We start from the raw sequence: 23,114 nt of genomic DNA on the forward strand, positions 1-23,114 counted from the left end.
AACCCTATTTCATCCGTACACGAGGATCGATCACATGACACAACTGAACATCGCGGCGGGTACCGCCGACACGAGCGCCGACAGCAATCCGAACCCCGCCGCTGCTGAAGCGAAGCCGCTCGCGCGCTGGCGCGTCGCCGATATCGTCGCGCTGTACGAACTGCCGTTCAACGACCTGCTGTTCCGCGCGCAGCAAACGCACCGCGAGCATTTCGACGCGAACGCCGTGCAACTGTCGACGCTGCTGTCGATCAAGACCGGCGGCTGCGAGGAAGATTGCGCGTACTGTCCGCAGTCGGTGCATCACGACACGGGCCTCGCCGCCGACAAGCTGATGGCCGTCGACGACGTGCTCGCCGCCGCCCAGGTTGCCAAACAGAACGGCGCGACGCGCTTCTGCATGGGCGCCGCGTGGCGCAATCCGAAAGACCGTCACCTCGAACCGATCAAGGACATGATTCGCGGCGTGAAGGCGATGGGCCTCGAAACCTGCGTGACGCTCGGCATGCTCGAAACGCACCAGGCCCAAGCGCTGCGCGACGCGGGCCTCGACTACTACAACCACAACCTCGATACGTCGCCCGAGTTCTACGGCCAGATCATTTCGACGCGCACCTATCAGGACCGTCTCGACACGCTCGAACGCGTGCGCGACGCGGGCATCAACGTGTGCTGCGGCGGCATCGTCGGCATGGGCGAATCGCGCCGCGAGCGCGCGGGGCTGATCGCGCAGCTCGCCAACATGGAGCCGTATCCGGAATCGGTGCCGATCAACAATCTCGTGCAGGTGCAAGGCACGCCGCTCACCGGCACCGAGGCGATCGATCCGTTCGAGTTCGTGCGCACGATCGCGATCGCGCGCATCACGATGCCGCGCGCGATGGTGCGTCTGTCGGCAGGCCGCGAGCAGATGGACGAAGCCTTGCAGGCGATGTGCTTCCTCGCCGGCGCGAATTCGATTTTCTACGGCGACCAGTTGCTGACGACGAGCAACCCGCAAGCCGAAGCCGATCGCAAGCTGCTCGCGCGTCTCGGCATTCGCGCCGAGGCCGCGCAGCAGATGCCGGTCGAACAGAGCGGTTGCGAGCATGGCTGTGCGCAGGGTCATGAGGAGCATGCGGCGCCGAACTGAGCCGCTGAATCGTTGCGCCTCGCAGCGCCTTTGTACCGCCTGGCCGCATACGCCGGGCGTGCGTGCATGAAACAAGGCTGCTTCGTTTCGCGAGGCAGCCTTTTTCTTTTGACGCGAAACCCGGTGCTGACGTCCAGCGCACGATGATCCGATCGAACCTGCCGCCATCGGCACGATGAAAAACCGTGGCCGCCCATGCGCGGCGCGCAGCGCTCACACGAACGCGTGCTGCGCGGCCTCGAACGTCTCTTCGCGAAAGCGCACCGGCGCCGCGCAATGCACGAGCGTATCGACGAAGTACTTCGCGCGCGGCCACGGCCCGAAGCCGGCCGCCGTGTTGATATGCCCCGCATCGCCGAGATTGACGAACGCACTGCCTAAACGCTGCGCGAGATCGCGCGCATCGGCGAGCGGCATCCACGGATCGGTTTCGCTGCCGATCAGAATAGACGGCACGCCGATACGCCGCGCCTCGAACGGTCCCGCGAACGCGAATTTGCGCGGACTCGCGGGCGCGACGAACAGCACGCCGGCCACCTCGTTCGCGAGCGCGCTCTGCTGCAACGCCTGCGCGGTCGCGAGGCAGCCGAAGCTATGCGCGGCCAGCACGAACGGCCCGCGTTCGCGCGCGAGCAGATCGCGCAACGACTTCGCCCATCGCGCGATATCGGGCGCATCCCAGTTGGCCTGCTCGACGCGCAGCGAGCGCGCGAACTGCCGCTCCAGCCACGTCTGCCAATGCGCGCCTTCGCTGCCATGCAGACCGGGCACGGTGACGAGCCGTGGCGGCCATGTCGATCGGGTGCATGAAAACATGGAGATGCCTCGCTGCGGGAATCCGGGCAATCATTGTCATGCCGCGCGGCGCGCGGGCGAACCAAGTTTTTGTGCTTTGGTTATCGGGGTAAGGGGGAACATGGGGAAATGGGGGAATGGCAAAATCCGGCGAAACCCCGCCACGCCATGCGCCAACGAGGGCAAACCTGTGCGAACGCGCGCAATCCGCGTCGAAAAAGTAGAATGAGGCCTATCCATCACGGGAGGAGACCCGATGCCGCACGCGTCGTCCCATGCGCTTCAACCGCCGCCGTCCTTGCCGCCATGCCGGCTTGCCGTGGCGGCGGTCCGCCCCGCTCCCGCGGGCCTCGGCCCGGATACCTCCGCAGCCCCCACCACGAACGCGTTCCGGACCGTATGAAAATCCTCTTCTACATGCCGCATGCCGATGCCGCCGCCTGGCTGCGCGATCTCGCGCGTGCGCTGCCCGCCGCCGAATTGCGCGAGTGGCAGCCGGGCGATACGGAGCCGGCCGACTTCGCGATCGTGTGGCGCCCGCCGCGCGAGATGCTGGCCGGGCGCGATACGCTGCGCGCGATCTTCAATCTCGGCGCGGGCGTCGATGCGATCCTCGCGCTCGAACGCGAGCATCCAGGCACCCTGCCGCGCAACGCATCGCTGATCCGCCTCGAAGACACCGGCATGGCCGCGCAGATGGCCGAATACGTGACGCACGCGGTGCTGCGCTATCAGCGCCGCTTCGACGAATATCAGGTGCTGCAAAACGAGCGGCGCTGGCAGGTACTCGCGCCGCATCCGCTTGAGAGCTTCACGGTCGGCATACTCGGACTCGGCGTGCTCGGCACGCACGTCGCGCGAACCCTCGCGTCATTCGGCCTGCCGGTGCGCGGCTATAGCCGCAGCGCGAAGCAGATCGACGGCATCGCGACATTCGCGGGCGATACGCAGTTCGACGCCTTCCTCGATGGCGTGAAGGTGCTCGTGAATCTGCTGCCGCACACGCCCGACACCGAGAGCGTGCTGAACGCGCGCAACTTCGCGAAACTCGCGCACGGCGCGTATCTGGTCAACATCGCGCGCGGCGCGCATCTGGTCGAGGCGGATCTGCTCGACGCGCTCGCGAGCGGCCAGCTTGCCGCCGCCACGCTCGACGTGTTCCGCGAAGAACCGCTGCCCGCCGCTCATCCGTTCTGGCGCGAGCCGCGCATCACGATCACGCCGCATATCTCGGCGCTGACGTTGCGCGAGGAAGGCATCGCGCAAATCGCGCTCAAGATCGATGCGTTGATGCGCGGCGAGCCGGTCAGTGGCGTGGTGAATCTGGCACGCGGGTACTGAGGCCGGGCGCGCGAGACGAGACAAAGCGAGGCGAGGCAAGACAAAGCGCATCGGCCTGAACGACAGCAACGCCGCAAGCAACGGCGGCCCCCATCTCAGATGGGACCTAGATGGGATCGCAATAAACGCAAGGGATCGGAGACAGATCATGGCCTTACCCAAGCAGGTGAAAATCGTCGAAGTCGGTCCGCGCGACGGGCTGCAGAACGAAAAGGAATTCGTGCCCACCGCGACGAAGATCGAACTGATCGACCGTCTCTCGGCGGCCGGGTTCGTCAACGTCGAGGCGGCGTCGTTCGTGTCGCCGAAATGGGTGCCGCAGATGGCCGACGGCGCCGACGTGATGGCCGGCATCGAGCGCCGTCCCGGTACGATCTACTCGGTGCTGACACCGAATCTGCGCGGCTTCGAAGGCGCCGTCGCCGCGCGTGCCGACGAGATCGTGATCTTCGGCGCGGCAAGCGAAGCGTTTTCGCAGAAGAACATCAATTGCAGCATCGCCGAAAGCATCGAGCGCTTCGTGCCGGTCGCCCAGGCCGCGAAGGAGCACGGCCTGCGCATTCGCGGCAGCGTGTCGTGCGCGCTCGGCTGCCCGTATCAGGGCGACGTGCCGGTGGCTTCCGTCGTCGACGTGGTGCAGCGCTTCGCGGCGCTCGGCTGCGACGAGATCGATATCGCCGACACGATCGGCGTCGGCACCGCGGAGCGCACGCGCGAAGTGTTCCAGGCAGTCACCGAGGCGTTTCCGCGCGAGCATCTGTCGGGGCACTTCCACGATACCTATGGCCAGGCGCTCGCCAACATCTACGCGGCGCTCCTCGAAGGCATCGAGATTTTCCATGCGTCGGTCGCGGGACTCGGCGGCTGTCCGTATGCGAAGGGCGCGACCGGCAACGTCGCGACCGAAGACGTGCTGTATCTGATGAACGGCCTCGGCATCGAAACCGGCATCGATCTCGCGCAAGTGGTCGCCATCGGCGATTTCATTTCGAACGCGATCGGCCGGCCCAACGTGTCGCGCGCCGGCAAGGCGCTGCTCGCGAAGGCGCGCAGCGAAGCGAATACCTGCGCGTAACGAACGAATAATCGCGCGCCTCACCCGTATCGTCACATCTCAATCAGGATCACCCACGATGAGCGACCTCGCCCCCTTCGACTCCGACGATCTCGCCGCGCTGCCCGACTCGGCGCGCCGCGTCGCGCTGCTGCTGCGCGAACGCGGTCACGCGGGCCGGATCGTGATGTTGCCGGAAACCGGCAAGACTTCTGCCGAAGCCGCCGCCGGACTCGGCTGCGCGGTCGCGCAGATCGCCAAGTCGATCCTGTTTCGCCGCCGCGAGGACGACGCGCCCGTGCTCGTGATCGCGAGCGGCGCGAATCGCGTCGACGAACGGAAGGTGGCCGCGCAAGTCGGCGAAATCGGCCGCGCGGATGCAAAGTTCGTCCGCGAAAAAACCGGCTATGCGATTGGCGGCGTCTGTCCGGTCGGCCATGCCACGGAGCCGGTCACGCTGATCGACGCCGATCTGCTCGCGCTCGACAGCCTGTGGGCCGCCGCCGGCCATCCGCACGCGGTGTTCAACCTGACCGCGCAGCAGCTGGTCGCGCTGACGGGCGCGCCGGTCGTCGACGTCGCGCTGCGCGAAACGGCCTGAACACCGCGATGACGACAACGAGCGGCAGCGGCTACGAGCACCTGAACGATGACGACGACGGCTCGGTGCCGTCGCCGTGCATCAGCGTGTGCAGGATGGATGCGGCGACGGGCTGGTGCGAAGGCTGCCTGCGCACGATCGACGAAATCGCCGGCTGGTTGATCTTCGACGACGACGCGAAACGCGCGGTGTGGGACGCGATCGAAGCGCGTCACGCGGAGTTCATGGCGAAGCACACGAAGGAGCGGCCATGAACGCGCCGCGTGTCGTCACGCTGGGCGAGACGTTCAGCTCGACGGTCTCGTTCCCGGCGGATTCGATCAAGTCGTTTTCGCGGCTCGTCAACGATCTGAACCCGCTGCATCTCGACGAAGCGTATGCGGCGCAAAGCCGCTTCGGCGGGCTGATCGCCTCGGGCACGCAGCCCACCGCGTATTTCATGGCGCTGCTCGCGACGCATTTCTCGACCTACGCGCAGCCGCTCGGCCTCGAGTTCGACATCAAGCTGAAAAAAGCGGTGCATGTGCACGACACGCTGACGCTCACCTGGCGCGTGCGCGACGCTCACTGGAAGCCGAGCCTGAACGGCGATCTGACCTGTCTCGAAGGCTCGGCCGTCAATCAGCATGGCGAACTGATGCTGACCGGCACGTCGACGATTCTGGTCATGCCTAAACTCACCGAGTCCGCCGAACAGGTGGATGCCGGGCCCGCGCCATCATGATCGCGCTGCCCGCCTCGATGCGCGTGTTCGAGCGCGGCTGGCTGTCGTCGAACAACGTGCTGCTCGTCGACGACGCCTGCACCGCGCTCGTCGACACCGGCTATGCGACGCACGCGCCGCAAACCGTCGCGCTGGTACGCTCGGCCCTGAAAACACGGCCGCTCGACCTGATCGTCAACACCCATCTGCATTCGGACCACTGCGGCGGCAACGCGCTATTGCAGGCGACATGGCCGTGCCGCACGCTGATTCCAGCATCGGAAGCGAGCGCGGTGCGCGAATGGAACGAAGCCCGCTTGAGCTTTCGCGCCACCGGTCAGACCTGCGAGCGCTTCGGCTTCACCGGAACGATCGCGCCCGGCGCACAGTTGCGGCTCGGCGCGCTCGACTGGCAGGTGCTCGGCGCGCCCGGTCACGATCCGCATTCGCTGATGCTGTATTGCGCCGACGAACGCATCCTGATCAGTGCCGACGCGCTCTGGGAAAACGGCTTCGGCGTGATCTTTCCCGAACTAGAAGGCGAGAGCGGCTTCGCCGAACAGCAGGCGGTGCTCGATACGATCTCGACGCTCGACGTGCGCGTCGTGATTCCGGGCCATGGCGCGCCGTTCACGCATGTCGAACAGGCGCTGGAGCGCGCGTTTTCGCGCATCGCGTGGCTGCGCGCCGATCCCGCGCGCAATGCACGCAATGCGCTGAAGGTGCTGATCGTGTTCAAGCTGCTCGAAGTGCGCGAGATGAGCTTCGACGCGCTGCTGCGCATGACCGGCGAGGCGGCCGCGATGCGCGCCGCCGCGTCGCTGCTGAAGCCGAGCAGTGAATGGCCCGCGTTGCTGCGAGGCATGATCGAGGAACTGGCGACCCACCAGGGGCCGCTCGCGGTGGATGGCGCGCGCATCGTCGCGCGGCGTTAAGGCGTTAAGGCACTCAGGCGAACCGGCCGCCCAAACCGTCCCCACAAAAAGAAAGCCGCTCGACGAAGCGAGCGGCGGAACTTCTGTTGGACGTGATCAGCGTCGGTACGAATAATACGCGTGCTGTTTTTTGCAACGCATCGGTGATTTCCCTACAGAAATTTGACGGCGTGTTTCAAAAGCGCATACACGGCCGGTTGCAAAGCGGCGGCAGGCGCCTGAGTCCGTGCGATTGGCCCGCTCATATGAACAATGACAGGCGCGTGTTACTCCGGAATCCGTAGCATTTTCGTTTGCGGCGTGGCATTCATCAAACCGTCAAACCAGCGCATCGTCACGTCGAAGACCAACGCTTGCGCGGCACGATCCGCCAGCCGAGATTGACGCCGGCCGCCGCGATCAGAATCAGCGCCGCGCCGAGCACCTGAATCCACGCGAGCGTTTGCCCGAACGCCAGCCGATCGACAATGATCGCCACCACCGGATAGATGAACGACAGCGCCCCCGTCATCGACGTCGGCAGCTTCTGGATCGCGCCGTACAGCAGCACGTACATGAGCCCCGTGTGCACGACGCCGAGCACAACCAGTTCGAGCCACTGCGCGCCGCTTGCCGGCAGCGCATCGAAGCGCACGAACGGCGCAAGCAGCAGCACGCCGAGCGCCACCTGGAGCAGCGCGATCAGATGCGGCGGCGTGCCCTTCAAGCGCTTCGTGATGATCGACGACACCGCGTACATCGCCGCCGCGCCGACCGCATACGCAACGCCGACCAGATACTGCCCCGGCACCGCGAGCACGGCCGGCTCGACCTTCACGACGAACACGAGGCCGACGAAGGCGACCGCGAGCCACGCCATCGTCGAGGCGCTGATGCGTTCGCGAAACACGAGCGCGCCGAGTGCGACCAGCATGAACGGCTGCGTGTTGTAGACGGCCGTCGCCATCGAAATCGACGCGCGCGAATACGCGGCGAACAGCAGCACCCAGTTGATGACGATCGCAACTCCGCCGAAGAGCGCGAGGCCGAGCATCTTCCACGAGAACAGCTCGCGCCGGAAAAGACCGAGCCCCGCGCAAACGAGCGCGAGCGTCGCGCCGCCGAAGAGGCAGCGAAAAAACACCACGTTGAAAGGACTTTGCTGCGACGACACCACGAGCCAGCCGATGGTGCCCGACATCAGCATTGCCATGCTCATCTCCGCCGCGCCGCGGCGGATCTCGCTGGAACGCTTGTCTGAAGCCATGATTCGATCCCGGTCGATACCTGCATGCGGGCAGTGTAATCAATCCGCCGGCACCAATACATGGCTAAACTTAAGCGTCGCGGCGATTTCACCGATTAAACGAAGGTCATCATGAGCAAACACCTTGCTTCGGCAGCCCCCGTCGCGCTCGACGCAACCGACCACCTGCTGCTGGCCGCGCTCGCGCAGGACGCGCGCCAGCCGGTCAGCGAACTCGCGCGCCAGGTCGGCCTATCGGCGCCCAGCACGGCCGAACGCGTGCGGCGGCTCGAAGCGCAGGGCGTGATCGGGCGCTTCACGGTGCAGATCGATCCGCGCGCGCTCGGCTACACGCTGCAGGCGATCGTGCGCGTGAAGCCGCTACCCGGTCAGCTGCATCTGGTGGAAGACGTGATCCGGCGCATTCCGGAATTCGTCGAATGCGACAAGGTGACCGGCGACGATTGCTTCATCTGCCGCCTTTATCTGCATTCGATCGAACAGCTCGACGAGATTCTCTCGAAGGTCACCGAGCGCGCGGAGACGAGCACGGCGATCGTCAAATCGACGCCGGTCGCGCGCCGCCTGCCGCCGCTCGATTGAGCGGCGTGGGCCCAAGCCTGAACGAAGCACCCTACTGCTCGACCGCCTCGAAGAACGACAGCATCTCGGCGACCAGTTCTTTCGGCGCTTCCTCGGGCAGATAGTGCCCGCAGGCCAGCGCGCGGCCGCTCACGTCGCGCGCGACGTGCCGCCATTCAGCGAGCGCGTCGAAACATTTCTCGATCACACCCTTGTCGCCCCACAGCACGCGCAGCGGACAGCCGATCTTGTTGCCGCGCTCGATGTCGGCACGATCATGTTCGAGGTCGATGCTGGCCGACGCGCGGTAGTCCTCGCACATCGCATGCACCGCGCCCGGTTGCGCGAGCGCGGCGCGATAAGAGTCGAGCGCGGCGGGCGCGAACGGCGCGAAGCCCGCGTGACGGCCGCCCATCACCGCATCGACATAGGCGGCCGGATTCGCGCCGATCAGCGTTTCGGGCAGCGGCTCGGGCTGGATCAGGAAGAACCAGTGGAAATAGTGCGTCGCGAACGTGCGGTCGGTGGCTTCGTACATCGCGAGCGTCGGCGCGATGTCGAGCAGCATCAGACGCTCGACCGCGTCCGCGTGATCGAGCGCCATGCGATGCGCGACGCGCGCGCCGCGATCGTGCGCGCAGACAAGAAAGCGCTCGAAGCCGAAGTGGCGCATCACCGCGACCTGGTCGGCGGCCATCGTGCGTTTCGAGTACGGCGTGTGCGCGGCATCGCTCGGCGGTTTGCCCGATGCGCCGTAGCCGCGCAGGTCGGTAGCGATCACGGTGAAATGTTGCGCGAGCGGCGCGGCACAGCGCTCCCAGATCAGATGCGACTGCGGATGGCCGTGCAGCAGCAGCAGAGGCGGCCCCGCGCCGCCCTTCACTCCGAAAATATCGACATCGCCCACGGCGACGCGAAAGGGCGTGAAATTCTCGAAGGCCATGGCGTCTCTTGGTCGTTTGAGGGTGTCAGCATTGTAGAAGCCCGTCATGTCCGCGCGAGGTGGGTTAACCCACGCAAACATAGAACCTGAACACTCCTTCGAACTGTTCCGCACGCGCTGGCCGCACCGGGGCCATGGGCTTCACCTATAATCGCACGATCGTTCTTAAATTTTTGGGTGGCTTTGGGCGACCGCACCGTGGTTCAGCCACGAAGGCGGTCGACGCCGCGGCAAGCAGAGATACCGCCGGGGCATCGACGCGGCGCAGGCCGGGTACCGCTACACTCATCAAAGACAAAGGAGACTCCCATCATGGCATTGCCCGCCGTTCTGCAAAACCTCGCGCTGCCCGTCGTCGCCTCGCCGATGTTCATCGTCAGCTATCCCGAACTGGTGCTGGCCCAGTGCAAGGCTGGCATCGTCGGCTCGTTCCCGGCCCTCAACGCGCGTCCGGCCGAACTGCTCGACGAATGGCTCACGCAAATCCAGGCGCAGCTCGCCGAGCACAAGGCGGCCAACCCCGCGGCGATCATCGGGCCGATCGCCGTCAATCAGATCGTCCATCAGTCCAATACGCGGCTCGAACACGACGTGCGCGTGTGCGTCGAGCACAAGGTGCCGATCTTCATCACGAGCCTGCGCGCGCCGGCGCGCGAGATCGTCGATGCGGTGCACAGCTATGGCGGCATCGTGCTGCACGACGTGATCAACCTGCGGCATGCGCAGAAGGCGCTCGAAGCCGGCGTCGACGGCCTGATTCTGGTTGCATCGGGCGCGGGTGGCCATGCGGGCACGACCTCGCCATTCGCGCTGGTCGGCGAGGTGCGGCGCATTTTCGACGGCCCGATCGTGCTGTCGGGTTCGATCGCGAACGGCGGCTCGATTCTCGCCGCCCAGGCGATGGGCGCGGACCTCGCGTACATGGGCACGCGCTTCATCGCAACCCAGGAAGCGCACGCGGTCGACAGCTACAAGCAGGCCATCGTCAACGCCAGCGCTTCGGACATCATCTACACGAACCTCTTTACCGGCGTGCACGGCAACTACATCCGCGAGAGCATCCTGAACGCGGGGCTCGACCCGGACGCGCTGCCCGAATCGGACAAGACCAAGATGAACTTCGGCAGCGACAAGGCAAAGGCATGGAAGGACATCTGGGGCGCGGGCCAGGGCGTCGGTCTGATGGACGACGTGCCGAACGTCGGCGAACTCGTGCAGCGCCTGAAGCAGGAATACGACGACGCGAAGGCGCGGCTCGGTATCGTTCGCTGAGCGCGCCCGCCGCTCACCCGCATCCGTTACTGCGCGCCACGCGCCTCATGCCGGTATCGAAGCTCGCGCAACACTCGAAGCGAAGCGGCAAGGCCGCCGCTTCGAGCCGCGCGCCTACATGTTGCGCCGATACTGCCCGCCCACCTCGAACAGCGCGCGCGTGATCTGCCCGAGCGAACACACGCGCACCACGTCCATCAGCACCGCGAACACGTTGCCGTCGTCGATCACCGCGCGCTTCAGGCGTTCGAGCGCTTCGGGCGCGGTGTCGCGATGGCGCGTCTGGAACGCGCGCAGCCGCTGCAACTGACTCTGTTTTTCCGCATCGGTGGAACGCGCCAGCACGATCGGTCGCGGCGCTTCGTGCGGATGCGCGCTCAGAAACGTGTTCACGCCGACGATCGGATACGAGCCGTCATGCTTGCGATGCTCGTACAGCATCGACTCGTCCTGGATGCGTCCGCGCTGATAGCCGGTTTCCATCGCACCGAGCACGCCGCCGCGCTCGGTCAGCCGCTCGAACTCGGCCAGCACCGCTGCCTCGACGAGGTCGGTCAGCTCGTCGATCACGAAGCTGCCCTGGTGCGGATTCTGGTTCTTCGCGAGCCCCCATTCGCGATTGATAATCAGCTGGATCGCGACCGCGCGGCGCACCGAATCCTCGGTCGGCGTCGTGATTGCTTCGTCGAACGCATTCGTATGCAGCGAGTTGCAGTTGTCGTAGATCGCGATCAGCGCCTGCAGCGTCGTGCGGATGTCGTTGAAGTCGATCTCCTGCGCGTGCAGGCTGCGGCCCGAGGTCTGCACGTGATACTTGAGCTTCTGGCTGCGCTCGTTCGCGCCGTAGCGCTCGCGCATCGCTACCGCCCAGATGCGTCGCGCGACGCGGCCAAGCACCGTGTACTCCGGGTCCATGCCGTTCGAGAAGAAGAACGACAGATTCGGCGCGAAGTCGTCGATCGACATGCCGCGCGCGAGATACGCCTCGACGTACGTGAAGCCGTTCGCGAGCGTATAGGCGAGCTGCGAGATCGGGTTCGCACCGGCCTCGGCGATGTGGTAGCCGGAGATCGACACCGAATAGAAATTGCGCACGCCGTGCTCGACGAAATACGCCTGGATGTCGCCCATCACTTTCAGGCTGAACTCGGTCGAGAAGATGCAGGTGTTCTGCCCCTGGTCTTCCTTGAGGATGTCGGCTTGCACGGTGCCGCGCACGTTTTCGAGGGCCCCGCGGCGCGTTGCCGCGAGTTCGCTTTCGCTGAGCGGGCGGCCTTGCTCCGCTTCCTTGCGCGCAATCTGCTGGTCGATCGCAACATTGAAGAACATCGCGAGGATCGTCGGCGCGGGGCCGTTGATCGTCATCGAGACCGAGGTTTCCGGCGAGCACAGATCGAAGCCGTCGTAGAGCGTCTTCATGTCGTCGAGCGTCGCGACCGACACGCCCGAATTGCCGACCTTGCCGTAGATATCGGGGCGCTCGTGCGGCTCCTCGCCATAGAGCGTCACGGAGTCGAACGCGGTCGATAGCCGTTTGGCCGGCATCCCTTCGGAGAGCAGCTTGAAGCGGCGGTTCGTGCGCTGCGGATCGCCCTCGCCCGCGAACATGCGGGTCGGGTCTTCGTTCTCGCGGCGAAACGGAAACACGCCGGCCGTGAACGGGAAATAGCCAGGCAGATTGTCGAGCAGCAGCCAGCGCAGAATCTCGCCGTGATCGGCGAATTTCGGCAGCGAGACTTTGCGGACTGGCGAGCCCGAGAGCGTCGTCACCGTGAGTGCGGTGCGGATTTCGCGCTCGCGGATGCGCACGACGTGTTCGTCGCCGGAATAGGCGGCGACGATTTGCGGCCAGGTGTCGAGCAGTTGGCGCTCGCGTTTGCCGAGCGCGACACTGCGTTGGTCGATCAGGGCATCGAGGGAGGAGAGCAACGGGTTGGATTGGGTCGCATCGAGGCTTGCGTTCGAGCTTGCGTGCGCTCGCGCATCGGACGATTCGTTGCCGACGGCAGCCTGCACCGCGTTTGCATCGCTCCGCGCATTGGCGTTCATATCCACGCCTGAACTGGCGGTCCCCGTCGCCGCCATCGCCGTGCTCGCCCACGCCTGTGCTGCCACTCCTGCTTCGCCAAGCATCCGGCGCGTCTCGACCAGTTGCCAGCGTTCGCGTGCGATACGCGCCTGCGCGTCGGCACGCTCGCGGTAAGCGCGCAGCGTCCCGGCGATATCGGCCAGATAACGCACTCGCGCAGACGGCACGATCGCATGCAGGTTGCTCGAACAGCGCGCACCGTCGGGCGCGCCGAGCCGTCCGCCGCCCTCGCGCAAACCATGACGGCGCAGCGCCTCGGCGATATGCCGGTACAGCGCGGTCACGCCATCGTCGTTGAAGCGCGACGCGATCGTGCCGAACACCGGCATCGCGCCCGGCGGCGTCGCGAAGTCGGCGCGGTTGCGCTGCACCTGTTTCGCGACGTCGCGCAGCGCGTCCTGCGCACCCTTGCGGTCGAACTTGTTGATCGCGACGAAGCTCGCGAAGTCGAGCATGTCGATCTTTTCGAGCTGGCTCGCCGCGCCGAACTCGGGCGTCATCACGTACAGCGACTCGTCGACGAACGGCACGATCGCCGCATCGCCCTGACCGATCCCGGACGTCTCGACGACGATCAGATCGAAGCGCGCCGCCTTGCACAGCATCAGCGCGGCAGGCAGCGCATCGGACAGTTCGCTCGACGCCTCGCGCGTCGCCATCGAGCGCATATAGACGCGCGCGCCGCCGCCCCAATCGCCGATCGCGTTCATGCGGATGCGGTCGCCGAGCAAGGCACCGCCCGATTTGCGGCGCGACGGGTCGATCGCGAGCACGGCGATGGTCAGCGCGTCGCCGTAGTCGAGCCGGAAGCGGCGGATCAGCTCGTCGGTCAGCGACGATTTGCCAGCGCCGCCCGTGCCGGTGATGCCGAGCACGGGCACGTAGGCCGCATCGGCCAGCGATCGCAGTTGGTCTCGCGCGGGAGCGTCGGCGCTGGCGGATTCGAACGCGCTGATCAGTTGGGCGAGGCGGCGGAAGACGGGGGTGGTGGAATCGGTGGAATCGGTGGAGTCGGTGGAGTCGGTGGAGTCGGTGGAGTCGGTGGAGTCGGTGGAGTCGGTGGAGTCGGCGCAGCGCGTGCTCGCGCGCGCCGCTTCGCACGGCCGGCTCGCTCCGGCACCTTGCCCACCTTGCGCGTCATCTGCCTCGCGAATTGCCGGAGCGGCCTCGCTCGCCTCGGCTCGCCGCTCATCGATATGCGCCGTCTCCAGCGAACCAGAACCGCCGAAGCGCGGCAACGGCTGTGCGGCAAGCCCGGCGAGCCATTCGTCCACCGGCGCCGGCCGTGCCGCACCGGCCGCGCGCGCGCCTTCGACACAGCGCGCGATCATGTCGTCGATCATGCCTTGCAGACCGAGCCGCTGGCCGTCGTGCGGCGAGTAGATTTTCTCGACGCCGTCGCGTTCGAGCGCGGCGATTTCCTCGGGGACGATCACCCCGCCACCGCCGCCGAACACCTTGATACGCTCGCCGCCACGCGCGCGCAGCAGCTCGACGAGATAGCGGAAGTATTCGTTGTGGCCGCCCTGGTAGCTCGACACGGCGACGCCGTCGGCGTCCTCGTTGAGCGCGGCGGTCGCGACTTCATCGACGGAGCGGTTGTGGCCGAGGTGAATCACCTCGACGCCGCTCGCCTGCAGGATGCGTCGCATGATGTTGATCGACGCATCGTGGCCGTCGAACAGCGCGGCGGCGGTAACGAAGCGCAGCCGCCGGCCGGCGGGCAACGCGTGGCTGCCGGCGCGCCGCGGCGTGGACAGATCGGTCATGTCTCCCCCGGATCATGAGCTGACGGGTGCTGGCAACCAGTATAGCCAAACGGGGTAAGGCGGCAGGAGCGCAGGCCCGGCGAGCGGTCCTAGGGTTGGGCGGGCGGTCCGGCGTCGTTGTCCGACTGCGCTTTTGAGCACGCTTTTTTGAGCACGCGGAGCGACGTATTCGGCGCGCGCCCGCGCAGCGTTTTTCGACTCGCTACCGCACCGCCAACGCCTTGATCTGTTCGAGCGACGGCCACAGCGACTCGCTTCCGAACCGCGCGACGAGAAAATCGACGAACGAACGCACCTTCGCCGACAGATGCCGCCGGCTCGTATAAACGACGTGAATCGGCAACTCGCGCGGCGGCACTTCGTCGACGAGCAGCGGCACGAGGCGCCCTTCGGCGAGATCGTCGCCGATCACCTCGGTGCCGAGCATCGCGATGCCCGCGCCGTGCAGCACGACCACGCGCTGCGCTTCGAGCTGGTTGACGACCAGATTGCCCGACAGACGCGCGCGCGAGGACGCCTCTCCGGTCACGACTTCGAGCGCCGACACGCCCGAGTACTGCAGATAGTTGTGGCGCGCCAGATCGGCGACGCTCTTCGGCGCGCCGTGCTTGCGCAGATAGGCCGGCGAGGCGCACAGCACGAGATGCGCGGTCGCGATCTGCCGCGCGATCAGCGACGACGACTTCAGCCCGCCCGGCGAGGCGCGGATCGCGACGTCGAAGCCCTCGTCGATCAGCTCGACGACGCGGTCGGACAGCGTCATATCGACGGTGACCTGCGGATACTGCGCGGCGTAGTCCGCGACCGCGGCCATCACATGACTCAGGCCGAATGCCGACAACGACGATACGCGCAGCCGCCCCTGCGGCACGACGCTCGCCGCGCCGACCGCCTGGCCGGCTTCGTCGAGCTCGGTGAGCGCCTGGCTCAGGCGCTCGTAGTATTCGCGGCCCGCCTCGGTCGGCGCGACGCGGCGCGTGGTGCGGTTCAGGAGCCGCGCGCCGAGCTGCTGCTCGAGATGCATCACATGCTTGCTCGCCATCGCCGCCGACATCTCCATGCGCTCCGCCGCGCCGACAAAACTGCCGGCCTCGACCACGTGGCGAAACACTTTCATGCTGACGAGGGTATCCATCTCAATCGCTCGCTTCAGGAATCAATCGACGCCATTTTGCCGGGTTTATCAAAAGAACGGCAGCAAAGGCTCGTCTCGACGATGCCCGAAAACGACAAAGCCCGCGTTCCGGCCGGAACGCGGGCTTCGTGGCGAGACTTGGGTGCTACTCAGAACTTCGTGCGCAGCCCCGCGCCGTACGTGTTGCCGCTCGACTGACCGGTGATGTGGTCATACAGGTACGCGGCATAGATGTCCGTGCGCTTGGACAGCGGGTAGTCGTAGCCGACCGCCGCCGTCTGGCGCGTCTGGTTCGAGCCGCCGCCGTTACGCGAATACGCGTACGACGCCATCACCGAGCCCGGGCCGAACGGCACCGTCACGCCGCCCTGTCCCGTGTTGACGTGCCAGCTCGTGACCTGCTGGTTGTTGTACGTGTACATGTACTGGCCGTACAGCTTGACGAACTTCAGGTCGTACGAGACGCCCGCCTGCGCGACGCTCTGGCTGCGCAGGCCGGGCACGCCCGAGGTCTCGAAACTGCCGAGGTCGCCCGGCACGTTGTTGAAGTTCACGTACTGGTACACCGCGGTCGCCGCGAACGGGCCGTGGAAGTACAGCACCTGGCCGCTCCACTTCTTCGCGCCGTTCTGCGTCGTGTTGCCGAGCGCGTACATCGCCGTCGCCGAGAGTCCGTTGAAGTTCGGCGTCGCGTACGACACCGCGTTGTTCCAGCCCGAGTCGCCGGTTACGCCTTGATCGGTCGTGTAGCTCGGGAACGTACCGAGGCCGAGATAGGTGTGATAGACCATCGGCGAGAACACGTACGAATCGATGAACGGATTGAACAGGATCGTCGAGACGAACAGCGGCGTCGTGAGACGGCCGGCCGTGACCGTGCCGTACGGCGATTCGATGCCGACGTAGGCGTTGCGCGAGAACGTCGTGTCGCCGGTGAAGCGGCCGTACTCGCCGGTCTGCGCGCGGAAGAAGCCTTCGATCGTGAAGATCGCCTTGTAGCCGTTGCCCAGATCCTCGGTCCCCTTGAAGCCCCAGTACGAGGTGGACATGCCGCCGCCCGACACCACCGCCGCCGCCTTGCCGTCCGGGAATTTCTGCGAGCCGACCCATTCGTCGACCTGGCCGTAGAGCTGCACGCTCGATTGCGCGAAAGCGGACGATGCGCTCGCCAGCAAGGCAGCGCAGACGCTGGCCTTGAGAGTGGTCTTCAGCGCGCTGCTGAGGCTTGTTTTCATGGAATCTCCAATCTTTGTCAAAAGGGTGTGGCTGTGCGAAAGGGGGCGCTCGCGCGAACCATTGTTGTTATCCGTTCGACTGTCGAGCCAATCGGGGCTGGACCATCTTTACGGACCATTTTTATGAACAAAAATAGTGCTGCTTATTGCCGGTATATCGGTCTGCTTAGTTTGGTCGTTGATCGGCCTGATACGGCGGCTTGCCGGGGGCCTCGCCGGCCCGCCGAAGATGGCGCGAGTGCCGCATGGGGCGCGGCGGACGGCGCGCCGAAGGGGTAGTGACGCTCCGTATGGCAGCGAAATGACGCGCCGCCGCGAGAATGCCCTGATTTGGCAGTAGCGGGTACGTCGCAGCCTGGCGTTTTCAGAAAAGTGTGGCGTCGAAACGTCAGATTGGGGATGACGCGGGGGATGGGAGGGGAGAACGTGAAGTGAAGGACGTGAAACGGCGGCGGTGATGCGGCGGCATCGCCGCAAGCGCTTGCGGCGATGCAGGGGGAAAAAGCGGGGAAGCTGAAGATTGGAGCGACGGCAGCAGACACTGCCCGATGAGCGCCGCTAACCAGACCGGTTAGTTGCGATAAGGCGAGCCTTCCGGCTGACGCGGATCGTCGGACGGGCGCTGCATCGCGCGCGCGGCGCCGCGCTCTTCGTTGTAGCGGGCAACGTCGGCCCGAATCGAGCCGTTGCGCATCGGCACGCTGGGCGGCGGACGCGGCACCGGCCGCGCGTCGGCGCTGACCGGCGTGATGGCGCCGGCGTACTGCATATGCCCGCGCCCGTCGGCGTACCCGGACGATGGTCCTGTGACGCGGCGCATGCCCGGCTTATAGCCGCCGAAGCCGTCGCCATAATTGGCGTCCGCGAAGTTCGCGCCACGCGGCATGCGCGGATCGCGCGCGCTCATCGCATTGCGGAAAGGCCGTGCGCTGGAGAGGCCGACGGCACCGGCATAGTGGCCGCTGTGCATCTGCATGCCCATGGCGCGGTTGGCGCCGCCGTGCGCAAAACCGGCACCGCCGCCGTGCGGCATGCCAGGTCCTTTTGCATAGGCGAACGAACACAGCGCGGCAATGACCACGCCCCACGCCCAGCGCCTCGTTCTCGACAACCCGTCCACCTTGTGACTCTCGCGCCCGAAGACTTGCCTGACATCCACCGTTCGAGCTGCGGTGGACGATTGCGGGACTGGCGAAAAGCGCCGCGTTCATCGCGCGGCGCGGGTATCCCTACGGCCTTTGAACCGTAATTTATGGGCGTCGGCAAAGGGTGTCGAGCCAAAAAGTGTTAGGTCTCATCGGTTGATGTAACACCTTGTTACTGCGACGTTTTTCTGCGACAAAGCCCTTGCGCGACGGCTCTGGAAGGGCTTCCTGGCGGGCGTTTGCGCGATTCCGCGCGAACCTCGCGCAGCCGCCGCGGCATCGGCTTGCCTGGCCGATTACGTGTCCGATCGTTAAATCGGCGAGGCCTCGGCGAAGCGCGTCACCCGTACTGAAACCTTACAGCGGCCAGCACGGGCCATGCCGCTCGCGGCTGGCCTGTTGATGCGCAGTAATCATTAATCAATTCGGCAAATGAATTTGCTTTTTGAATCGAATTTCAACAACAATAGCCGCTTCCCATTGCGGGAAACGGCGCTCCCGGGCGCGTCCCGCACTCTTTCGCGTCATTGAATCGAGATTCCGACATGGCTCGCCCCAAACTACTTCCCGACAACTTCACCCTGTGCCTCGTGGGCACCGTGATCCTCGCCAGCCTTCTGCCCGTGCACGGGCAAGCCGCCGTGGGGTTCAACTGGGTGACCAACATCGCCGTCGGTCTGCTGTTCTTCCTGCACGGCGCCAAGCTCTCACGCGAAGCGATCATCGCGGGCGCGACGCACTGGCGCCTTCATGCGGTAGTGCTGCTGAGCACGTTCGCGCTCTTTCCGCTGCTCGGCCTCGCGCTTAAGCCGCTCCTTTCGCCGCTTGTCACGCCGGCTCTCTATGCGGGGGTCCTCTTCCTCTGCACGCTGCCATCGACGGTCCAGTCGTCGATTGCGTTCACGTCCATTGCCAAGGGCAACGTACCGGCCGCGGTGTGCAGCGCGTCGGCCTCGAGCCTGCTCGGCATCTTCATCACCCCAGCGCTCGTCAGCATCGTCATCACCAATCAGGCGGCGAGCGGCGGCGGCTCGCCGTGGCATACGATCGGCAACATCGTGCTGCAACTGCTGGTGCCGTTCATTGCCGGCCAGCTGCTGCGCCCGCTGATCGGCAAGTGGATCGAGCGCAATCGCAGCGTGCTGAAGTTCGTCGACCAGGGCTCGATCCTGCTCGTCGTGTACGGCGCGTTCAGCGAGGCTGTCAACGAAGGCCTGTGGCATCAGATTCCGCTCTCCGCGCTCGGCGGCCTCGTGGTGGTGAGCGCCGTTCTGCTGGCGCTCGCACTGGCCGTGACGATGTTGACCAGCAAGCGGCTCGGCTTTAGTCGTGCCGACCAGATCACGATCATCTTCTGCGGTTCGAAGAAGAGCCTTGCCGCCGGCGTGCCGATGGCCAAGGTCATCTTCGCCTCGCATGCGGTGGGCGCCGTGGTGCTGCCGCTGATGCTGTTCCACCAGATCCAGTTGATGGTGTGCGCCGCGCTCGCGCAGCGCTGGGGCGCCCGCGACCTCAGCGGCGAAACTGCGGCCGCCGCGCAGCAGCCCGCCGCGGCCGTCGCGCGCCGTTGAGAACACGCGCAATGCAAACAGGACATTCATAAGCGCCCTCCCTGAGCGTCGTCGTTTGAAAAAGCCGCCTTGTGCGGCTTTTTTTCGTTGGCTGTGTCGTTATTTCACGCCCAAACGCTCGCGCTGTCGCCTCGGCCTGATGGCATAGGAAAATTCCTGGAGCCTCGCCCACACCATGTTTAGTGAATTTTACTAAACATAAAAATTCACTTTAACTCCATAAAATACGGGTATTTACGGGTGATTAACCACGCGTTTTCGGGGTGTTTCGCGTACGTTTTACTATACAATCGCCCGAACCCAACCCATGAGCCGCGTCGGCGCGGCTGCTTCATTCGATGGCTACAACCATCCGCGACGTCGCCCGCGCGGCCAGCGTTTCGATCGGCACCGTCTCGCGTGCGCTGAAAAACCAGCCCGGTCTCTCCGAGGCCACCCGCGAGCGCGTCGTCGAAGCGGCGCGGCAGCTCGGCTACGATCCGGCGCAACTGCGTCCGCGCATCCGCCGCCTGACCTTCCTGCTGCATCGTCAGCACAACAATTTCGCCGCCAGCCCGTTCTTCTCGCACGTGCTGCACGGTGTCGAAGATGCCTGCCGCGAGCGCGGCATCGTGCCGTCCGTGCTAACCGCCGGCCCGACCGAGGACGTGATTCACCAGTTGCGCCTGCACGCGCCCGACGCCGTGGCGATCGCCGGCTTCGTCGAGCCCGAAACGCTCGCCGCACTGGTCGCGATGCAGCGCCCGCTCGTGCTGATCGATCTGTGGTCGCCGGGCCTGCGCTCGGTCAATCTCGACAACGCCGCCGGCGCCGCGCTCGCGATGCGCCATCTGTTCGGGCAGCAGCGCAAGCGCATCGCGTTCATCGGCGGCTCGCTCGCGCATTTCAGCATCGCCGAGCGTGCGCTCGGCTACCGGCGTGCGTTCTTCGAAGCGGGACTGCTGTTCGACCCGTCGCTCGAAGTGAACATCGACGCCGGGCTCGACCCCGACACCGGCGCCGCGCGCGCGATGCAGCGCCTGCTCGACGCGCCGGGCCCGCGCCCCGACGCCGTGTTCGCCTATAACGACGCCGCCGCGCTCGCCGCGCTGCGCGTGTGCCTCGCGCGCGGCCTCAGCGTGCCCGACGACATCGCGATCATCGGCTTCGACGATATTCCCGCCGCCGCCCACGCCACCCCGCCGCTGTCGACGATCGCAGTCGACAAGGAAGCGCTCGGCCGGCGCGGCGTCGAGCTGCTGCTCGAAGACTCGCCCGCCGAGCTCGAGGTCCGCTTGCCCGTTCAACTCGTTGCCCGTGCCAGTACTTTGGTGAAAACGCCATGACGCAAACCGATCCGCTTCACCCCGCCGCCGACGCCGCCAAGGCGCCGCCCGTCGCCAGCTTCCGCCACCGCGCGTTCCTGCTCGCGCACATCGAGGACACGCTGCGCTTTTACGCGCCGAACGTGCTCGACCCGAGCGGCGGCTTCTATCATTTCTTCCGCGACGACGGCTCGATCTACGACCGCACCACGCGCCACCTCGTCAGCAGTTGCCGCTACGTGTTCAACTACGCGATGGCGTATCGCCAGTTCGGCGACCCCAAGCACCTCGACTATGCGCGCCACGGTCTGCGCTTTCTGCGCGACGCGCACTGGGACGCGCAGCACGAGGGCTACGACTGGGAGCTCGAATGGCGCGACGGCAGCAAGCGCACGCTCGACGCGACGCGCCACTGCTACGGCCTCGCGTTCGTGCTGCTCGCGTACTCGCATGCGGCGATGGCCGGCATCGAGGAAGCGAAGCCGATGATCGGCGCGACCTTCGAGCTGATGGAGCACCGCTTCTGGGATGCCGCCGCCGGCCTCTACGCCGACGACGCCTCGGCCGAATGGCAGGTCAGCTCGTATCGCGGGCAGAACGCCAACATGCACACGACCGAGGCGCTGCTCGCCGCCTACGAGGCGACCGGTCATCTGGTCTACCTCGATCGCGCCGAGCGCGTCGCGTCGAACATCACGCTGCGCCAGGCGAAGCTGTCGCAAGGGCTCGTGTGGGAACACTTTCACGCGGACTGGTCGGTCGACTGGCATTACAACGAGGAAGACAGCTCGAACATTTTCCGCCCGTGGGGCTTCCAGCCCGGCCATCAGACCGAATGGGCGAAGCTGCTGCTGATTCTCGAACGCTTCCGCCCGCTGCCGTGGCTGCTGCCGCGCGCAATCGAACTGTTCGACGCCGCCATGACGCACGCCTGGGACGAAGACCACGGCGGCCTCTATTACGGCTTCGGCCCCGACGGCACGGTCTGCGATCACGACAAGTACTTCTGGGTACAGGCCGAAACGTTCGCGACCGCCGCGCTGCTCGGCAAGCGCACCGGCAACGAGCGCTTCTGGGACTGGTACGACGAAATCTGGCGCTATAGCTGGACGCATTTCGTCGATCACCAGTACGGTGCGTGGTATCGCATCCTCACCTGCGACAACCGCAAGTACAGCGACGAAAAGAGCCCGGCCGGCAAGACCGACTATCACACGATGGGCGCGTGCTACGAGGTGCTCGCGCATGCGCTCGGCGAAAACGCGGCGGCTGAATCCACCGCCCCCGCCGCAGCGGCTTCCGCGGAGAAAACACAATGAGCGCAACCACAGGCTTCCCCGTTTTTGTCTCCGCCGGCGACATCCTCACCGACCTCGTGCGCACCGGCGCCTCGCAGTGGCTCTCGCGTCCAGGCGGCGCGGGCTGGAACGTCGCGCGCTGCGTCGCGCGGCTCGGCTTGCCGAGCGCGAGCGCGGGCTCGCTCGGCGTCGATAATTTCTCCGACGAACTGTGGGACGCGAGCGTCGCCGCCGGCCTCGACATGCGCTTCCTGCAGCGCGTCGAGCGCCCGCCGTTGCTCGCGATCGTGCATCAGACGCATCCGCCCGCGTACTTCTTCATGGGCGAGAACGGCGCCGATCTCGCGTTCGATCCGGCACAGCTGTCGGCCGGCTGGATGAGCGAGGTGAAGTGGGCGCACTTCGGCTGCATCAGCCTCGTGCGTCAGCCGCTCGGCGACACGCTGGCGAAGCTCGCGGCCGAGTTGCGTGCGCGCGGCGTGAAGATCAGCTTCGATCCGAACTATCGCAATCTGATGGAACACGGCTACGAGCCGACATTGCGCCGGATGGCCGCGCTCGCGGACCTCATCAAGGTATCGGACGAAGACCTGCGCATGATCTTCAAGACCCACGACGAAGCCGCCGCGCTCGCGCAATTGCGCGCGCTGAATCCGGCCGCCACGGTGCTCGTCACGCGCGGCCCCGACGCGGCGCTGCTGCTCGACGGCGCCGCGGTGATCGAGGCGAAGCCGCCGCGCGTCGCCGTGGTCGATACGGTCGGCGCGGGCGATGCGTCGATCGGCGGGCTGCTGTTCAGCCTGATGAGCGCGCCGCAACGCGCGTGGCCCGAGCATCTCGCGTTCGCGCTCGCGGCGGGCGCGGCGGCCTGCGGACATGCGGGCGCGCATGCGCCGACGCTCGACGAGGTCGTGGCGTTGCTGTGATGACCTCGCCGTGATGGCGTCGCTGTAACTTTCCTGCCTTGGGGTGCGCGTAGTGTCGT

General features: G+C 65.9%; 20 protein-coding genes. 13 read left to right on the forward strand and 7 right to left on the reverse strand.

What is annotated here, in order from left to right:
* Positions 1 to 34: 34 nt before the first annotated feature.
* Positions 35 to 1,132: a biotin synthase BioB gene (gene bioB / locus GXB81_RS14335; protein ID WP_205989498.1), complete on the forward strand. Its 1,098-nt coding sequence runs from the start codon at positions 35 to 37 to the stop codon at positions 1,130 to 1,132.
* A gap of 213 nt (positions 1,133 to 1,345) precedes the next feature.
* Here bioB and GXB81_RS14340 read toward each other — a convergent pair whose 3' ends face one another.
* Positions 1,346 to 1,948 (reverse strand): alpha/beta hydrolase, encoded by a 603-nt coding sequence (locus GXB81_RS14340; RefSeq protein WP_205989500.1) that lies wholly within the window; start codon positions 1,946 to 1,948, stop codon positions 1,346 to 1,348.
* A 378-nt stretch (positions 1,949 to 2,326) separates the two neighbouring features.
* Between GXB81_RS14340 and GXB81_RS14345 the strand changes: the two genes are divergently transcribed.
* The 6 genes from GXB81_RS14345 to GXB81_RS14370 all read left to right on the forward strand — a co-directional run bounded on the left by GXB81_RS14345 (position 2,327) and on the right by GXB81_RS14370 (position 6,561).
* On the forward strand, positions 2,327 to 3,268 hold the full coding sequence (locus GXB81_RS14345) for a glyoxylate/hydroxypyruvate reductase A (protein ID WP_205989502.1): 942 nt from the start codon (positions 2,327 to 2,329) through the stop codon (positions 3,266 to 3,268).
* A 148-nt stretch (positions 3,269 to 3,416) separates the two neighbouring features.
* Positions 3,417 to 4,343: a hydroxymethylglutaryl-CoA lyase gene (locus GXB81_RS14350; protein WP_167042332.1), complete on the forward strand. Its 927-nt coding sequence runs from the start codon at positions 3,417 to 3,419 to the stop codon at positions 4,341 to 4,343.
* A gap of 58 nt (positions 4,344 to 4,401) precedes the next feature.
* On the forward strand, positions 4,402 to 4,923 hold the full coding sequence (locus GXB81_RS14355) for a YbaK/EbsC family protein (protein ID WP_205989503.1): 522 nt from the start codon (positions 4,402 to 4,404) through the stop codon (positions 4,921 to 4,923).
* 8 nt (positions 4,924 to 4,931) lie between these two features.
* Positions 4,932 to 5,177 carry a DUF1289 domain-containing protein gene (locus GXB81_RS14360; RefSeq protein WP_205989505.1) on the forward strand — a complete coding sequence of 82 codons (246 nt, stop codon included), beginning with the start codon at positions 4,932 to 4,934 and terminating at the stop codon, positions 5,175 to 5,177.
* Positions 5,174 to 5,647: a MaoC family dehydratase gene (locus tag GXB81_RS14365; RefSeq protein ID WP_205989507.1), complete on the forward strand. Its 474-nt coding sequence runs from the start codon at positions 5,174 to 5,176 to the stop codon at positions 5,645 to 5,647. Before GXB81_RS14360 ends, GXB81_RS14365 begins: the two co-directional genes overlap by 4 nt.
* A complete protein-coding gene (locus tag GXB81_RS14370; protein ID WP_205989509.1) occupies positions 5,644 to 6,561 on the forward strand; it encodes an MBL fold metallo-hydrolase in 918 nt (305 codons plus the stop codon). Before GXB81_RS14365 ends, GXB81_RS14370 begins: the two co-directional genes overlap by 4 nt.
* 334 nt (positions 6,562 to 6,895) lie before the next feature.
* Here the strand turns inward: GXB81_RS14370 and GXB81_RS14375 are convergent, their stop codons facing one another.
* The gene (locus GXB81_RS14375) at positions 6,896 to 7,807 is read right to left on the reverse strand and encodes a DMT family transporter (protein WP_205989510.1); all 912 of its coding nucleotides are present in this window, start codon (positions 7,805 to 7,807) and stop codon (positions 6,896 to 6,898) included.
* Between the two features lie 111 nt (positions 7,808 to 7,918).
* Here GXB81_RS14375 and GXB81_RS14380 point away from each other — a divergent pair, with 111 nt between their 5' ends.
* Entirely contained in the window at positions 7,919 to 8,389 is a 471-nt protein-coding gene (locus GXB81_RS14380; RefSeq protein WP_205989511.1) for an Lrp/AsnC family transcriptional regulator, read from the forward strand.
* Between the two features lie 31 nt (positions 8,390 to 8,420).
* Here GXB81_RS14380 and GXB81_RS14385 read toward each other — a convergent pair whose 3' ends face one another.
* The gene (locus GXB81_RS14385; RefSeq protein ID WP_205989513.1) at positions 8,421 to 9,311 is read right to left on the reverse strand and encodes an alpha/beta hydrolase; all 891 of its coding nucleotides are present in this window, start codon (positions 9,309 to 9,311) and stop codon (positions 8,421 to 8,423) included.
* 312 nt (positions 9,312 to 9,623) lie between these two features.
* Here GXB81_RS14385 and GXB81_RS14390 point away from each other — a divergent pair, with 312 nt between their 5' ends.
* The gene (locus tag GXB81_RS14390) at positions 9,624 to 10,583 is read left to right on the forward strand and encodes a nitronate monooxygenase family protein (protein ID WP_167042315.1); all 960 of its coding nucleotides are present in this window, start codon (positions 9,624 to 9,626) and stop codon (positions 10,581 to 10,583) included.
* Positions 10,584 to 10,697: 114 nt separating this feature from the next.
* On the opposite strand, the gene GXB81_RS14395 is transcribed toward GXB81_RS14390, so the two are convergent.
* The 4 genes from GXB81_RS14395 to GXB81_RS14410 form a co-directional block, all read right to left on the reverse strand.
* Entirely contained in the window at positions 10,698 to 14,441 is a 3,744-nt protein-coding gene (locus tag GXB81_RS14395; RefSeq protein WP_205989515.1) for a methylmalonyl-CoA mutase family protein, read from the reverse strand.
* Positions 14,442 to 14,643: 202 nt separating this feature from the next.
* Entirely contained in the window at positions 14,644 to 15,576 is a 933-nt protein-coding gene (locus GXB81_RS14400; protein WP_205989517.1) for a LysR family transcriptional regulator, read from the reverse strand.
* Positions 15,577 to 15,725: 149 nt separating this feature from the next.
* A complete protein-coding gene (locus GXB81_RS14405) occupies positions 15,726 to 16,811 on the reverse strand; it encodes a porin (RefSeq protein ID WP_167042309.1) in 1,086 nt (361 codons plus the stop codon).
* Between the two features lie 571 nt (positions 16,812 to 17,382).
* Positions 17,383 to 17,931, reverse strand: coding sequence for a hypothetical protein (locus tag GXB81_RS14410; RefSeq protein WP_167042515.1), 549 nt, complete (start codon positions 17,929 to 17,931; stop codon positions 17,383 to 17,385).
* Positions 17,932 to 18,501: 570 nt separating this feature from the next.
* Here GXB81_RS14410 and GXB81_RS14415 point away from each other — a divergent pair.
* The 4 genes from GXB81_RS14415 to GXB81_RS14430 all read left to right on the forward strand — a co-directional run bounded on the left by GXB81_RS14415 (position 18,502) and on the right by GXB81_RS14430 (position 23,055).
* Complete coding sequence (locus GXB81_RS14415; protein ID WP_205989519.1) at positions 18,502 to 19,527, forward strand: bile acid:sodium symporter family protein; 1,026 nt, start codon at positions 18,502 to 18,504, stop codon at positions 19,525 to 19,527.
* 338 nt (positions 19,528 to 19,865) lie between these two features.
* Positions 19,866 to 20,852 carry a LacI family DNA-binding transcriptional regulator gene (locus GXB81_RS14420; protein WP_205989520.1) on the forward strand — a complete coding sequence of 329 codons (987 nt, stop codon included), beginning with the start codon at positions 19,866 to 19,868 and terminating at the stop codon, positions 20,850 to 20,852.
* Entirely contained in the window at positions 20,849 to 22,150 is a 1,302-nt protein-coding gene (locus GXB81_RS14425; protein WP_205989522.1) for an AGE family epimerase/isomerase, read from the forward strand. The genes GXB81_RS14420 and GXB81_RS14425 overlap by 4 nt, the downstream gene beginning before the upstream one ends.
* On the forward strand, positions 22,147 to 23,055 hold the full coding sequence (locus GXB81_RS14430) for a carbohydrate kinase (protein ID WP_205989524.1): 909 nt from the start codon (positions 22,147 to 22,149) through the stop codon (positions 23,053 to 23,055). The genes GXB81_RS14425 and GXB81_RS14430 overlap by 4 nt, the downstream gene beginning before the upstream one ends.
* The last annotated feature ends 59 nt before the right edge of the window (positions 23,056 to 23,114 follow it).

It is taken from the genome of Paraburkholderia sp. Ac-20336, from assembly GCF_017105025.1.
Classification (GTDB): Bacteria; Pseudomonadota; Gammaproteobacteria; order Burkholderiales; family Burkholderiaceae; genus Paraburkholderia.

Coding starts and splice junctions, on each gene's coding strand:
- GXB81_RS14415 (WP_205989519.1), top strand. CDS start 18,502: ATGGCTCGCCCCAAACTACTTCCCGACAACTTCACCCTGTGCCTCGTG.
- GXB81_RS14400 (WP_205989517.1), bottom strand. CDS start 15,576: ATGGATACCCTCGTCAGCATGAAAGTGTTTCGCCACGTGGTCGAGGCC.
- GXB81_RS14370 (WP_205989509.1), top strand. CDS start 5,644: ATGATCGCGCTGCCCGCCTCGATGCGCGTGTTCGAGCGCGGCTGGCTG.
- bioB (WP_205989498.1), top strand. CDS start 35: ATGACACAACTGAACATCGCGGCGGGTACCGCCGACACGAGCGCCGAC.
- GXB81_RS14350 (WP_167042332.1), top strand. CDS start 3,417: ATGGCCTTACCCAAGCAGGTGAAAATCGTCGAAGTCGGTCCGCGCGAC.
- GXB81_RS14420 (WP_205989520.1), top strand. CDS start 19,866: ATGGCTACAACCATCCGCGACGTCGCCCGCGCGGCCAGCGTTTCGATC.
- GXB81_RS14355 (WP_205989503.1), top strand. CDS start 4,402: ATGAGCGACCTCGCCCCCTTCGACTCCGACGATCTCGCCGCGCTGCCC.
- GXB81_RS14375 (WP_205989510.1), bottom strand. CDS start 7,807: ATGGCTTCAGACAAGCGTTCCAGCGAGATCCGCCGCGGCGCGGCGGAG.
- GXB81_RS14425 (WP_205989522.1), top strand. CDS start 20,849: ATGACGCAAACCGATCCGCTTCACCCCGCCGCCGACGCCGCCAAGGCG.
- GXB81_RS14345 (WP_205989502.1), top strand. CDS start 2,327: ATGAAAATCCTCTTCTACATGCCGCATGCCGATGCCGCCGCCTGGCTG.
- GXB81_RS14365 (WP_205989507.1), top strand. CDS start 5,174: ATGAACGCGCCGCGTGTCGTCACGCTGGGCGAGACGTTCAGCTCGACG.
- GXB81_RS14430 (WP_205989524.1), top strand. CDS start 22,147: ATGAGCGCAACCACAGGCTTCCCCGTTTTTGTCTCCGCCGGCGACATC.
- GXB81_RS14390 (WP_167042315.1), top strand. CDS start 9,624: ATGGCATTGCCCGCCGTTCTGCAAAACCTCGCGCTGCCCGTCGTCGCC.
- GXB81_RS14395 (WP_205989515.1), bottom strand. CDS start 14,441: ATGACCGATCTGTCCACGCCGCGGCGCGCCGGCAGCCACGCGTTGCCC.
- GXB81_RS14385 (WP_205989513.1), bottom strand. CDS start 9,311: ATGGCCTTCGAGAATTTCACGCCCTTTCGCGTCGCCGTGGGCGATGTC.
- GXB81_RS14380 (WP_205989511.1), top strand. CDS start 7,919: ATGAGCAAACACCTTGCTTCGGCAGCCCCCGTCGCGCTCGACGCAACC.
- GXB81_RS14405 (WP_167042309.1), bottom strand. CDS start 16,811: ATGAAAACAAGCCTCAGCAGCGCGCTGAAGACCACTCTCAAGGCCAGC.
- GXB81_RS14340 (WP_205989500.1), bottom strand. CDS start 1,948: ATGTTTTCATGCACCCGATCGACATGGCCGCCACGGCTCGTCACCGTG.
- GXB81_RS14360 (WP_205989505.1), top strand. CDS start 4,932: ATGACGACAACGAGCGGCAGCGGCTACGAGCACCTGAACGATGACGAC.